At 71.4% G+C, this 12,740-nt stretch carries 13 protein-coding genes; 10 read left to right on the top strand and 3 right to left on the bottom strand.

All coding sequences use genetic code 11. The features are described from left to right. The first annotated feature begins 73 nt into the window (after window positions 1-73). From ACFY16_RS00975 to ACFY16_RS00950, 6 genes are all read left to right on the top strand, one after another. Complete coding sequence (locus ACFY16_RS00975; RefSeq protein ID WP_390644950.1) at window positions 74-1,282, top strand: carbohydrate kinase family protein; 1,209 nt, start codon at window positions 74-76, stop codon at window positions 1,280-1,282. A 141-nt stretch (window positions 1,283-1,423) separates the two neighbouring features. After that, on the top strand, window positions 1,424-2,482 hold the full coding sequence (locus ACFY16_RS00970) for a PhoH family protein (RefSeq protein ID WP_390644949.1): 1,059 nt from the start codon (window positions 1,424-1,426) through the stop codon (window positions 2,480-2,482). A gap of 13 nt (window positions 2,483-2,495) precedes the next feature. After that, window positions 2,496-2,993, top strand: coding sequence for an rRNA maturation RNase YbeY (gene ybeY / locus ACFY16_RS00965; RefSeq protein WP_390644948.1), 498 nt, complete (start codon window positions 2,496-2,498; stop codon window positions 2,991-2,993). Next, window positions 2,990-4,300 carry a hemolysin family protein gene (locus ACFY16_RS00960; protein WP_390644947.1) on the top strand — a complete coding sequence of 437 codons (1,311 nt, stop codon included), beginning with the start codon at window positions 2,990-2,992 and terminating at the stop codon, window positions 4,298-4,300. Before ybeY ends, ACFY16_RS00960 begins: the two co-directional genes overlap by 4 nt. Then, a complete protein-coding gene (locus ACFY16_RS00955) occupies window positions 4,297-4,656 on the top strand; it encodes an MmcQ/YjbR family DNA-binding protein (RefSeq protein ID WP_390644946.1) in 360 nt (119 codons plus the stop codon). Before ACFY16_RS00960 ends, ACFY16_RS00955 begins: the two co-directional genes overlap by 4 nt. A gap of 42 nt (window positions 4,657-4,698) precedes the next feature. Further along, the gene (locus ACFY16_RS00950; protein ID WP_390644945.1) at window positions 4,699-5,727 is read left to right on the top strand and encodes a S66 peptidase family protein; all 1,029 of its coding nucleotides are present in this window, start codon (window positions 4,699-4,701) and stop codon (window positions 5,725-5,727) included. Here the strand turns inward: ACFY16_RS00950 and ACFY16_RS00945 are convergent. Continuing rightward, a complete protein-coding gene (locus tag ACFY16_RS00945) occupies window positions 5,712-7,151 on the bottom strand; it encodes an MFS transporter (protein WP_390644944.1) in 1,440 nt (479 codons plus the stop codon). The genes ACFY16_RS00950 and ACFY16_RS00945 overlap by 16 nt on opposite strands. Window positions 7,152-7,241: 90 nt before the next feature. Between ACFY16_RS00945 and ACFY16_RS00940 the strand changes: the two genes are divergently transcribed. From ACFY16_RS00940 to ACFY16_RS00925, 4 genes are all read left to right on the top strand, one after another. Continuing rightward, window positions 7,242-8,117 carry a helix-turn-helix transcriptional regulator gene (locus ACFY16_RS00940; RefSeq protein ID WP_390644943.1) on the top strand — a complete coding sequence of 292 codons (876 nt, stop codon included), beginning with the start codon at window positions 7,242-7,244 and terminating at the stop codon, window positions 8,115-8,117. A 28-nt stretch (window positions 8,118-8,145) separates the two neighbouring features. After that, the gene (locus tag ACFY16_RS00935; RefSeq protein ID WP_390644942.1) at window positions 8,146-8,499 is read left to right on the top strand and encodes a cytidine deaminase; all 354 of its coding nucleotides are present in this window, start codon (window positions 8,146-8,148) and stop codon (window positions 8,497-8,499) included. 185 nt (window positions 8,500-8,684) lie between these two features. Further along, entirely contained in the window at window positions 8,685-10,013 is a 1,329-nt protein-coding gene (locus ACFY16_RS00930; protein ID WP_390644941.1) for a beta-xylosidase, read from the top strand. A 95-nt stretch (window positions 10,014-10,108) separates the two neighbouring features. Next, on the top strand, window positions 10,109-11,143 hold the full coding sequence (locus ACFY16_RS00925) for a WxL protein peptidoglycan domain-containing protein (protein WP_390644940.1): 1,035 nt from the start codon (window positions 10,109-10,111) through the stop codon (window positions 11,141-11,143). Here the strand turns inward: ACFY16_RS00925 and ACFY16_RS00920 are convergent. Next, window positions 11,037-11,375 (bottom strand): P-II family nitrogen regulator, encoded by a 339-nt coding sequence (locus tag ACFY16_RS00920; RefSeq protein WP_390644939.1) that lies wholly within the window; start codon window positions 11,373-11,375, stop codon window positions 11,037-11,039. The genes ACFY16_RS00925 and ACFY16_RS00920 overlap by 107 nt on opposite strands. Beyond that, window positions 11,372-12,682, bottom strand: coding sequence for an ammonium transporter (locus ACFY16_RS00915; RefSeq protein ID WP_390644938.1), 1,311 nt, complete (start codon window positions 12,680-12,682; stop codon window positions 11,372-11,374). Before ACFY16_RS00915 ends, ACFY16_RS00920 begins: the two co-directional genes overlap by 4 nt. Window positions 12,683-12,740: the final 58 nt, after the last annotated feature.

Below are 12,740 nucleotides of genomic sequence, written 5' to 3'. Positions count from 1 at the left end.
GCCTGGGCACGGGCGGCGCCCCGACACAGGCTTCCGGGCTCCGGAGGTGAACCGAGCCCGGAAAAAGGCGCGGATGGCACACTGGCCAGATCCGCACCACGTCAGGGAGCGCCACGTGACCGCGTCCAACGCGTCCACCGGAAAGGGACCGTCGCCCATCACCGAGGGACCGCAGCACTGTCAGGCCCACATCGACCCTCTGTCCGCCCTGCGCACCCCGGACGACCCGCCCTGGGACGTGTACCTCACCGGCACCGTGTTCCTCGACATCGTCTTCACCGGGCTCGACTCCGCCCCGGTGCGCGGGACGGAGACCTGGGCGCGCGGAATGGGGTCGAGCCCCGGAGGCGTCGCCAACATGGCCACCGCGCTGGCCCGCCTCGGCCTGCGGACGTCCCTGGCGGCGGCCTTCGGCGACGACCACTACGGCGAGTACTGCTGGGACGCGCTGGAGCAGGGCGAGGGCATCGACCTCTCGCCGTCCCGCAAGGTCCGCGGCTGGCACTCCTCGGTCACCGTCTCCATGGCGTACGAGGGCGAGCGCACGATGGTCTCCCACGGCCACGAGCCGCCCCCCGAAGCCGTGCGCCTCCAAGGGGGCGCTCCCGACCACGCCCCACGCGCGCGTGCCGCCGTCGCCTCGCTCACGCCCGGCAGGCGCGGCGCCCCCTGGATCGCCCAGGCCGCCCGCGAGGGCACCCGCATCTTCGCGGACGTCGGCTGGGACGACACCGGCGCCTGGGACCTGGCGGGCCTGCCCGACCTTCGACACTGCGAGGCGTTCCTGCCGAACGCCGAGGAGGCCATGCGCTACACCGGCGCCGACTCCCCCCGCGCCGCCGCCCACGCCCTCACCGCACACGTACCGCTCGCCGTCGTCACCCTCGGTGCGGAGGGCGCGTACGCGGTGGACCGGCGCACGGGCGAGACCGCCGAGGTCCCGGCGATCGCCGTCGAGGCCCTCGACCCGACCGGCGCCGGCGACGTCTTCGTGGCGGGCTTCGTCACGGGCACCCTGGCGGGCTGGCCGCTGGCCGACCGCCTGGCCTTCGCAGGCCTCACCGCCGCCCTCTCCGTCCAGGAGTTCGGGGGCTCGCTGTCCGCCCCCGGCTGGGCGGAGATCGCGGCCTGGTGGCGCCGGGTGCAGTCGGTCGAGGAGCAGGATCCGGCCGCGCTGCGCCGGTACGCGTTCCTGGACCGCCTGCTGCCGGGGGAGGAGCAGGTCAGACCGTGGCCGCTGCGGAGGGCGGTGCCGACGATCGGGTTCGGGCGGTCGGCGTGAGCGGCGGACGGTACCCGAGTGATTCCGGTGCGGAAAAGCCCTACGGCGTTGTCGGTGCACCGTCGTACCCTTGGAATCGCGAGGCCGCCCTCAGCTGCGCGGCCGTGACGAGGAGGAACCGCAGGCCTACAGAGCCGGCCCATGACTCAGACACCCACAGCTCACAGCCCCGCGCAGGGGCAGGCGAGAGCACGGTTCACCGTCCCCGCCCAGCACCCCATGGTGACCGTACTGGGGTCCGGCGACTCCCTTCTGCGCGTGATCGAGACGGCCTTCCCGGCGGCCGACATCCACGTCCGGGGCAATGAGATAAGCGCCGTCGGCGACCCGCGGGAAGTCGCCCTCATCCAGCGCCTGTTCGACGAGATGATGCTGGTGCTCCGCACCGGGCAGCCGATGACGGAGGACGCAGTGGAACGCTCGATCGCCATGCTGAGGGCAAGTGAGAACGGGACGAACGACGGCCTGGAGACCCCGGCCGAGGTACTGACGCAGAACATCCTGTCCTCGCGCGGTCGCACGATCCGTCCCAAGACCCTCAACCAGAAGCGGTACGTCGACGCGATCGACAAGCACACGATCGTCTTCGGCATCGGCCCCGCCGGTACCGGCAAGACCTACCTCGCCATGGCCAAGGCGGTCCAGGCCCTGCAGTCCAAGCAGGTCAACCGCATCATCCTGACCCGCCCGGCGGTGGAGGCGGGCGAGCGCCTCGGCTTCCTCCCCGGCACCCTCTACGAGAAGATCGACCCGTACCTGCGCCCGCTGTACGACGCCCTGCACGACATGCTCGACCCGGACTCGATCCCACGCCTGATGGCAGCGGGGACCATCGAGGTCGCGCCACTGGCCTACATGCGCGGCCGTACGCTCAACGACGCCTTCATCATCCTGGACGAGGCCCAGAACACGAGCCCCGAGCAGATGAAGATGTTCCTCACCCGCCTCGGCTTCGACTCGAAGATCGTGATCACGGGTGACGTGACGCAGGTCGACCTGCCGAACGGCACGAAGTCGGGTCTGCGCCAGGTCCAGGAGATCCTGGAGGGCCTCGACGACGTCCACTTCTCCCGGCTGTCGTCCCAGGATGTCGTCCGGCACAAGCTGGTCGGCCGTATCGTCGACGCGTACGAGAAGTACGACAGCGAGAACGGTACGGAGAACGGCACCCACAAGGGCAGCCGTAACAAGCGGAAGTAGACAAGCCAGCACCATGTCGATCGACGTCAACAACGAGTCCGGAACCGAGGTCGACGAGCAGGCGATCCTCGACATCGCCCGTTACGCGCTCGCGCGGATGCGCATCCACCCGCTCTCCGAGCTCTCGGTGATCGTCGTGGACGCCGACGCCATGGAGCAGCTGCACATCCAGTGGATGGACCTGCCGGGGCCCACGGACGTCATGTCCTTCCCGATGGACGAACTGCGTCCGCCGTCGAAGGACGACGACGAGCCCCCGCAGGGCCTCCTCGGCGACATCGTGCTGTGCCCGGAGGTCGCCGAGCGGCAGGGCAGGGAAGCGCCCACGCAGCACTCCATGGACGAGGAGCTCCAGCTGCTCACCGTCCACGGCGTGCTGCACCTGCTGGGCTACGACCACGAGGAGCCCGGCGAGAAGACCGAGATGTTCGGCCTCCAGGCGGCCATCGTGGACGGCTGGCGTGCGGAGAAGGGCCTGACCGGCCCGTCCCCGGCCCCGACCGTCTCATGAGTCCGCAACTCGTCCTCGGCGCGATCGCCCTGGTCGTCGTCGCCTGGCTCGCCGCCTGCGCGGAGGCGGGCCTCGCGCGCGTCTCCAGCTTCCGCGCCGAGGAGGCCGTGAAGTCCGGCCGCCGCGGCAGCGCGAAGCTGGCCCAGATCGCCGCCGACCCGACCCGCTACCTCAACGTGGCGCTGCTGGTCCGCGTCGTGTGCGAGATGGCGGCGGCCGCGCTGGTCACGTACGCCTGCCTGAAGGAGTTCGACGCCACCGCCGAGGCCCTCCTGGTCGCCATCGCGGTCATGGTCCTCGTGTCGTACGTCGCCGTCGGCGTCTCCCCGCGCACCATCGGCCGCCAGCACCCCCTGAACACGGCTACGGCGGCGGCGTACGTGCTGCTGCCGCTCGCGCGGATCATGGGCCCGATCCCGTCGCTGCTCATCCTCATCGGCAACGCCCTCACTCCCGGCAAGGGCTTCCGCCGCGGCCCGTTCGCCTCCGAGGCCGAGCTGCGCGCGCTGGTCGACCTCGCCGAGAAGGAGTCCCTCATCGAGGACGACGAGCGCCGCATGGTGCACTCGGTCTTCGAGCTGGGCGACACGCTCGTACGGGAGGTCATGGTCCCGCGCACCGACCTCGTCGTCATCGAGCGCTACAAGACCATCCGTCAGGCCCTCACCCTGGCCCTGCGCTCCGGTTTCTCGCGCATCCCCGTCACGGGCGAGAGCGAGGACGACATAGTCGGGATCGTGTACCTGAAGGACCTCGTCCGCAAGACGCACATCAGCCGGGACGCGGAGAGCGAGCTGGTGTCGACGGCCATGCGGCCGGCCGCCTTCGTGCCCGACACCAAGAACGCCGGTGACCTGCTGCGCGAGATGCAGCAGGACCGCAACCACGTCGCCGTCGTCATCGACGAGTACGGCGGCACGGCCGGCATCGTCACCATCGAGGACATCCTCGAGGAGATCGTCGGCGAGATCACCGACGAGTACGACCGCGAACTCCCGCCGGTGGTGGAGCTGGACGACGACCGCTACCGGGTCACCGCCCGCCTCGACATCACCGACCTCGGCGAGCTGTACGGCCTGGACGAGTACGACGACGAGGACGTGGAGACCGTCGGCGGACTGCTGGCGAAGGCGCTGGGCCGGGTGCCCATCGCCGGGGCGTCGTCCGTGGTCGAACTCCCCGACGGGCGTGAACTGCGTCTGACCGCGGAGGCCTCCGCCGGCCGCCGGAACAAGATCGTGACGGTGCTGGTGGAGCCGGTGGACCCCGTCGACCCGCCTGACGACGAGGAGACGAAGCCGGAGTGACCCCCAAGGAGCTGCGCGCCCTGTGCCTGTCCTTCAACGCGACCGTGGAGGACTTCCCGTTCAACCCGGAGACGTCCGTCTTCAAGGTCCTGGGCAAGCTCTTCGCCCTGTCGAACCTGGGCGCGCGGCCCCTGACGGTCAACCTCAAGTGCGACCCGGAGGACGCGGTCCGGCTGCGGGGCGAGTATCCCGGCCTGATCATCCCCGGCTACCACATGAACAAGCGCCACTGGAACACCGTCACGGTCGACGGTGAGCTTCCCGCCCGGCTGGTCCGGGAGCTCGTCGAGGACTCGTACGACCTGGTGGTGGCCGGGCTGCCGCGGGCGGAGCGGCTGCGGCTGGACCGGCCGTAAACCCTTGGCGGGGCAGTCTGACCGCGTGTCAGAATCCAGCGCATGACTGTTCGATACCCGCGCCCTCTGCGCCCCGGTGACCGTGTCGGCATCACGTCTCCGTCCAGCGGGGTCCCGAAGGAACTGCGCGGGCGGCTGGACGTGGCGGTCGGTGATCTGCAGGCGCGCGGGTACGAGGTGGTCGTCGGGCGGTGCATGGACGGTGACGGGCACCTCAGCGCACCCGCCGCCGACCGCGCGGCCGAGCTGATGGACATGCTGACCGACCCCGCCGTCCGGGCCGTGGTGCCGCCGTGGGGCGGGGAGACGGCGATCGACCTGGTGCCGCTGCTCGACTGGGACCGGCTGCGGGCGGCCGAACCGACCTGGCTGGTCGGCTGGTCCGACATCTCGACGGTGGCGACACCGCTGACCCTGCTGACCGGGACGGCGACCGTGCACGGCAACAACCTCATGGACACGCCCTATCGGGCGCCCGAGGGGCTGCTGACCTGGCTGGACATCGTCGCCGCACCCCAGGGCCGGCCGTTCGCGCAGACCCCGCCGGGCCGTTACCGCTCGACGGGCTGGGACGACTACCGGGCCCACCCGGACGTCCGCGACCTCACCCTCGACACCCCCGGCCGGTGGACCCGCCTCGACGGCGACGCAGACGTGGACGTCGAGGGCCGGCTGATCGGCGGCTGCATCGAGACCCTCGTCAATCTCGCGGGAACGCCGTACCTGGACGTCGCGTCCTTCGCGCGGAGTTCGGCTCCGGAGGGGCTGCTCGTGTACGTCGAGGCGTGCGAGGACAACGCCTACACCATCTGCCGCAACCTGCACGGCATGCGCCTGGCCGGCTTCTTCGACGCGGCGAACGCCGTCCTCGTCGGCCGGACCAAGGCGCCGGACGGCCGCACCCTCACCCAGCACGAAGCGGTCCTCGACGCCCTCGGCTCGCTGAACGTGCCGATCGTCGCCGATGTCGAGTGCGGCCACGTACCGCCGTATATGCCGATCGTGAACGGAGCGCGTGGCCGTGTCGTCCACACGGCCACGCGCAGCGAGCTCACTCAGATCCTCGGCTGAGTCCGGCGCAGTCCCAGCGCCACCAGCACGCAGGCCACGAGCACGATCGCCGCGTCCAGGGCCAGCACGGTGTGCACGCCGGCCAGCAGGTCGTCCGACGTGGTGGCCAGGACGCCCAGCAGTGGGATGCCGACGGTGAGGCCGATCTGCTGGGTCGAGGTGACCAGGCCGGTGGCCAGGCCCTGTTCCTCGTCCGGGACGCCGGAGGTGGCCGTGAGACCGTAGGAGATGATCGCGCCGAGATGGAACATGCTGGCCAGGGAGACGGCGGCCGTGGCGAGCCACACCGACCAGGTGTGGGAGTTCAGGCCCAGCAGCGCGGCGACGAGCGCGCCCTGGCCGGCGAGCGAGCCGACCAGCGTGCGGCGGGCGCCGAAGCGGCCGATGACCTTCGGGGTGAACGAGCCCGCCACGACCGACAGCACCCCCTGGACGCCGAAGACCAGGCCGGTCTCGAAGGCCGACAGGTGCAGGACGTCCTGGAGGTACAGGGTCAGCACGAAGACGACCGTCGACATCATCGAGAAGGTGACCAGACCGCCCAGGTTGCCCCAGGCCACCGTGCGGCGGCGCAGCATGGGCAGCGAGACCAGGGGTGCGTGCGCGCGGGACTCGACGGCGACGAAGGCGGCCAGCAGCAGGAGGCCCGCGATCAGTGTGGTGACGACGTCGCTGCGGGCGAAGCCGTGGTCGGCGGCCGTCGAGAGGGCGTAGATCAGGGACAGCAGACCGCCGGTGACGGTGACCGCGCCGGGCACGTCCAGTCGGGGGCGGTCCGGGGTGCGGGACTCGGGGAGCAGGCCCGGGGCCAGCGGCAGCACGATCAGGGCGAAGACGGTCAGCAGGCCCATCGTCGAGCGCCAGCCGAGCGCGTCGGTCAGCCCACCGCCGGCCACCATGCCGATGGTGAAGCCCAGCGACAGCAGGGTGCCGGAGATGCCGAGGGCGCGGTCCCGGGCCGGGCCCTCGGGGAAGGTCGTGGTCAGCAGGGACATGCCGGTCGGCACGATCGCCGCCGCGCCCAGGCCCTGCAGGGCGCGTCCGGCGAGGAAGGACGCCGGGTCCCAGGCGAACGTGGCCAGCAGCGAGGCCGCGCCGAACAGGGTCAGGCCGGTCAGGAACAGCCGGCGGCGGCCGTAGAGGTCGCCGATGCGGCCGAAGAGCAGCAGGAACCCGCCGGACGGCAGCGCGAACGCCGTGACCGCCCACTGGAGGGCGGAGGTGCTCATGCCGAGGTCGGCGCCGAGGGCGGGCAGGGCCACGTTCAGGACGGAGAAGTCCAAGGCGACCATGAACTGGGCCGCGCACAGGACGAAGAGGACGAGTTTGTCGCGCGTCGACAGGCGGGTACTGCCGGAAGTGTCGGCGCTGCCGAGCGGATCCCGCACGGGAGCGGTGGGTGAGGTGGTGGTTTCGATCGCCATGGCAAGAGCTTCCGGCGGCCGGAATAACCATGGGGAGTCAGAACTTATGGTGGTGGTGGCACCACCAGACAGCACGAGGGGGATCTGTACGTGCCTGAGGACGCGCTGAAAAGTCATCGGCTGCGTGAACTGCGCGAGTTCCTGGTCAGCAGGCGGGCCCGGGTCACCCCGGCCGAGGCGGGCCTGCCGGACGGCGGGGCGCGGCGCCGCACGCCCGGTCTGCGCCGCGAAGAGGTCGCCGTGCTCGCCGGGGTGGGCGCGTCCTGGTACCAGTGGCTGGAGCAGGGCCGGGACATCTCCGTCTCGCCGCAGGTCCTCGACTCCGTCGCCCGCGTGCTGCGGCTCAGCAACGCCGAGCGCCGCCATCTGTACGTCCTCGCCGGGCTGAACCCGCCGGCGCCCGAAGTGGCGCCCGAGAAGCGGGACATGTGCGACGGGCTGCGCCGGGTGATCGACACCTGGATGCCGTATCCGGCGCACATCATGGACATGTACTACAACTGCGTGATGTACAACGACGCCGCCGCGATGGTGCTCGGCATGCGTCCCGGCACCACGCAGAACTGCATCGTCGACTTCTTCACCGATGAGCTGTACCGGTCCCGGAGCAACAGCTGGGAGCGCAACGCGCGCACGGTCGTCGCGCAGTTCCGGGCGGCGTGCTCCGCCTGCCCCGACGACGAGGGGTTCCAGCAGGTGGTCGCCGAGCTGAAGGCCACGAGCGCGGAGTTCACCGAGCTGTGGGCGGAGCGGGACATCGAGGACGCCGGCCAGATCCGCAAGGAGCTCGACCATCCGCTGGTCGGGCTGCTGGTCGTGGAGTCGACGGCGATGAAGGTGCCGGCCCGGCCCGATCTGACGATCGTGCTGCACACCCCGCTCGACGAGGCGAACACCGCGGCGAAGCTGGAGTGGCTGGCCTCTCCGGAGGGCAGGCGCGGGGCGATGTACCCCGTGGCCGGGTGAGCGGCGCGGTTCTTCGTATGCTCAGGGCATGACCGACAGCAACGCGCTTGACCCCGAGGACCGCAAGATCGTCACCCTGGCCCGTTCCGCCCGGGCCCGCAACGGTGTGCCCGAGGGGGCTGCCGTACGGGACGAGACCGGCCGTACGTACGTGGCCGGCACCGTCGCTCTCGACTCCCTGAAGCTGAGCGCCCTGCAGACGGCTGTCGCCATGGCGGTGGCGTCCGGGGCGACATCACTGGAGGCGGCGGCGGTGGTGACCGAGGCGGAGTCCGCGTCCGCGGAGGACCGGGCGGCGGTACGGGATCTGGGCGGGCCGCGGACACCGGTGCTGGTGGCTTCACCGGACGGCACGGTTCGGGAGACCGTCTCCGCGGGCTGAGATCCCCCGGGGGGCCGCCCCCGGAACCCCGCTTCGGCCCGAACGGAGTCGAAAGCGGCAGGAAACCTGATGGAGTGTCAGTTCCTCTGCCGCATCTCCATTGACTTCTCACGCGACCTGCACATCAATGGCCCCCTGTCGGCGCAGACGAGCCGCTGCGCCCGCATCCCTCAAAGGGGGCAAGCATGGGTCCGACACCCCGAAGATCCCGAAGGTGCCGGTGGGCGTCGCTGCTCGGGGCGACCGCGCTCGCGGTCACCGCGGGGGGCGCGCTGGCCTGTCCGGCCGGAGCCGCGTCCACGAACGTGGACTTCGCCACGCACTGCATCCCGCCCGAGATCGCGGGCATCCCGCCGATCGACGGCACCACCACCGCGAGCGTCGCGGTGGACAACGCCAGCCCCAAGGTCGGCGAAACCGTCACCGTGACCTACACGGTGGTCGCACCCGCCGCGAGCAACCCCACCGACCTCGCCCTGCCGGCCGACATCATGACGCCGACCGGCAAGGTCACCCTCGGCGGGGCGCAGACCGGCAGCGTCACGGTCGCGGGGCCGAAGAAGAACACCCCGGTGCCGGGGAAGGGCGCCTTCCCGTCGTTCTCCATGACCGGCACGTTCACGGTCACCGCACCCGGCGCGATCACGCTCTCGCCCGGCGACTACAACATCCACACCAGCTACATCCTGGAGCTGGACACCCCGTGCACCGTCATCACGCCGCCCGCGCCGGTCTCCGAGACCGTCACCGCGACGGACGTGAGCCAGCCCAACATCCGTGCCATCACGCTGAGTTCGGCCTCCGGCAACCCCGGTGACAGCGTCACCGTCACCGGCGGCAACTTCACGCCGGGCGCGACCGTCACCCTGGCCGGCCGGGCCGGGACCGCGCAGACCGCGGACACGGCGACCGTGACCGCGGACGACCGGGGTGCCTTCAGCGGCCCGCTCGTCGTCAACGACAGGACGACCACCGGGGTCGTGGCCTACGAGGGCGGCGCGTGGAGTTCGGGCAAGGGCGCGGGACCCGCCGCCTATGTCGTCATCGACAACACGCCCGTACCCGAAGGCAGCCAGAAACTGACCACCACGGTGAGGGCGGGGACGCTGTCGATGTCCCAGGCCGGGGACGCCGTGCAGCTGACCGGGGTCGACTTCGGCAAGGGCGGGGCCTCGACCGGGTCCCTGCAGACGGTGACCGTCAAGGACTTCCGCGGCGGACCCGCGGGCTGGTCCCTGACCGGCAAGGTCACCGACTTCACCGGACCCGGCGCCAAGATCGACGCCGGCAGGCTGGGCTGGACCCCCGCCTGCGCCACCAAGGCGGGCAGCCCGAGCACCTGCCAGGCCGGTTCGGCGGGCACGGTGGGCGCTTCGGGAGCGACGCTGGCCGCCGCCCCCGACGGCACGCTCACCGGCGGCGAGTTCACCGTGGACGCCCAACTGTCCCTGAACGTCCCGGAGTTCACTCCGCCAGGAACGTACTCCGGCATCCTCACGCTCACGCTCACCTGACACCACCCAGCGTTCCGGTGGCCGGGCGCCCGCCCCACAGGTCCGCACCCGCCCGTCCACCTCGACTCCGTTACGCCCGTGGGGGGTCCGCACCCATGTCCGCACCCGTGCGCAAGTCGTACCTGTACGTCCTCCTCCTGCTCCTGAGCCTCTTCCTCGCCGTCGCGGGCGCTCCCGCGCACGCCGCCGACAACGGCAGCTGGTCCGTCTACCCCGCCTCCTCGGCCGTCGCCGCACGGCCCTACTTCTCCCTCTCCGCCGACCCCGGCCAGACGATCGAGGACAAGGTCGTCGTCGCCAACAAGACCGGCAAGCCCCTGTCCTTCCGCCTCTACGCGGCCGACGCCTACAACACCGACCGCGACGGGGGGTTCGCCGTGCGGACGGCGAAGGAGCGGATGCGGGGCGTGGGCGCGTGGGCGAAGCCCGCGCGGTCCCGGGTCACCGTCCCCGCCCACAAGTCGGTCACCGTGCCCTTCACGCTCCGCGTGCCGAAGGACGCCGAACCGGGCGACCACCCGGGAGCCGTCGTGGCGCTCGACGAGCGCGTCGACCCCGGCGGCGGATCACTCGCCGTCGGGGTGCAGCGGGCCGTCGGCGCCCGCGTCTACCTACGGGTGAGCGGACCCACCATGCCCGCGATCTCCGTCGAGGACGTCCACGTCACCCACCATCAGCCCCTCGTGCCCGGCCTCGGCGACAGCACGGCGACGATCTCTTACACCCTGAGCAACACGGGCAACGTCACCCTCGAGCCGAAGGTGGAGCTGAGGGCGCGGGGCCTGTTCGGCCGTACGCTCCTCGCCCGCACGCTGACGAAGATCCCCTCCGAGCTGCTGCCGGGGCAGCGCGTCCGGCTCAGCGAGCCCTGGCACGGCGCGCCCCAGCTCGACCGGGGGGACGTCACGCTGACGGCCAGCGCGCGGGACACCCGCGAATCGGCGAGCGCCTCGTTCCTCGCCCTGCCGTGGCTGGTGGTGGCGGTGGTGTTCGCCGCGGGGGTCGTCGGCGGGGTGCTGCTGGTCAGAGCGCGTCGGGTCCGCGCTCGCCGGTCCGTACCCGGACGACCGTCTCGACGGGCACTGCCCACACCTTCCCGTCCCCGATCTTCCCCGTCTGCGCGGCCCTGACGATCGCGTCGATGACGGCGTCCGAGTCGGCGTCCTCCACGACGACCTCGATACGGACCTTGGGCACCAGGTCGACCTGGTACTCGGCGCCGCGGTACACCTCGGTGTGGCCGCGCTGACGGCCGTAGCCGCTGGCCTCGGTGACGGTCAGACCGTGCACGCCGAGCTCCTGCAGGGCCGCCTTGACCTCGTCGAGGCGGTACGGCTTGACGATCGCGGTGATGAGCTTCATGCCTGGGGCTTGACCTTCTGGGCGGTGGGGAGGACGGAGTGGCCGACCGGGGCGCCGTGGCCCAGGACCCCGTGATCGTAAGCCGTCTCGGCGTGCACCGTAAGGTCCAGGCCGGTGTGCTCCTGCTCCTCGCTCGCGCGGAAGCCGATCAGCCGGTCGAGCAGCTTGCCGATGCCGTACGTGACACCGAAGGCGTACGCCGCCACGGCCGCCACGGCCACCAGTTGCTTGCCGAGCTGGGCGAGCCCGCCGCCGTAGAGGAGGCCCTCGGCGCCGCCGGTCATCTCGGCGGTGGCGAAGACGCCGATGAGGAGGGTGCCGACGACGCCGCCGACCAGGTGGACGCCGACGACGTCGAGGGAGTCGTCGTAGTTCAGCTTGAACTTCCAGCTCACCGCGTACGAGCAGACGACACCGGCGGCGAGGCCGACGACCAGGGCGCCGAGCAGGGAGACCGAACCGCAGGACGGGGTGATGGCGACCAGGCCCGCGACCGCGCCGGAGGCCGCGCCCAGGGTGGTGGGGTGGCCGTCGCGGCGCTGCTCGACGAAGAGCCAGCCGAGCAGGCCGGTGCTGCCGGCGGCGAGGGTGTTGAGGAAGGCGGCGGCCGCGAGGCCGTTCGCGCCGAGGGCCGAGCCGGCGTTGAAGCCGAACCAGCCGAACCAGAGGAGACCGGCGCCCAGCATCACCATGGGGAGGTTGTGCGGGCGCATCGCGTCCTTCTTGAAGCCCAGGCGGGGGCCGAGGACCAGGCAGAGGGCGAGACCGGAGGCGCCGGAGGTGATCTCGACGGGGAGTCCGCCGGCGAAGTCGAGGGCGCCGAGGTGGTCCAGGATCCAGCCGCCGGGGCCCCAGACCCAGTGGGCGACGGGGACGTATACGAGCAGCGCCCAGACGGGAACGAAGACCAGCCACGCCCCGAACTTCACCCGGTCCGCGACCGCGCCGCTGATCAGCGCGGCCGTGACGATCGCGAAGGTGAGCTGGAAGGTGGCGAAGAGGAGGGTGGGGACGGTGCCCTGGACGCTGTCGGGGCCGAGGCCGGACATACCGGCGTGGTCGAGGCCGCCGATCAGTCCGCCCGCGAGGTCGTCGCCGAAGGCGAGGGAGTATCCGGCCGCCAGCCATACGACCGTGACCAGGGCGATCGACACGAAGCTCAGCATCAGCATGTTGAGGACGCTCTTCGTGCGGACCATACCGCCGTAGAAGAGGGCCAGGCCCGGAGTCATCAGCAGGACGAGGGCGGTGGCGGCGAGCAGCCAGGCGGTGTCGCCGGTGTCGATGCGCGCTGCGGCGAGGGTCACGGGGTCTCCAACGAAGTGGGGGCTCGTCAGAGGGTCACGGCTGTGCGTTTCCGGTTGT

Source organism: Streptomyces sp. NPDC001315, from assembly GCF_042896175.1.
GTDB lineage: Bacteria > Actinomycetota > Actinomycetes > Streptomycetales > Streptomycetaceae > Streptomyces.
Note: the sequence above shows the minus strand (reverse complement) of the source record. Positions and strands in the feature narration are given on the sequence as shown.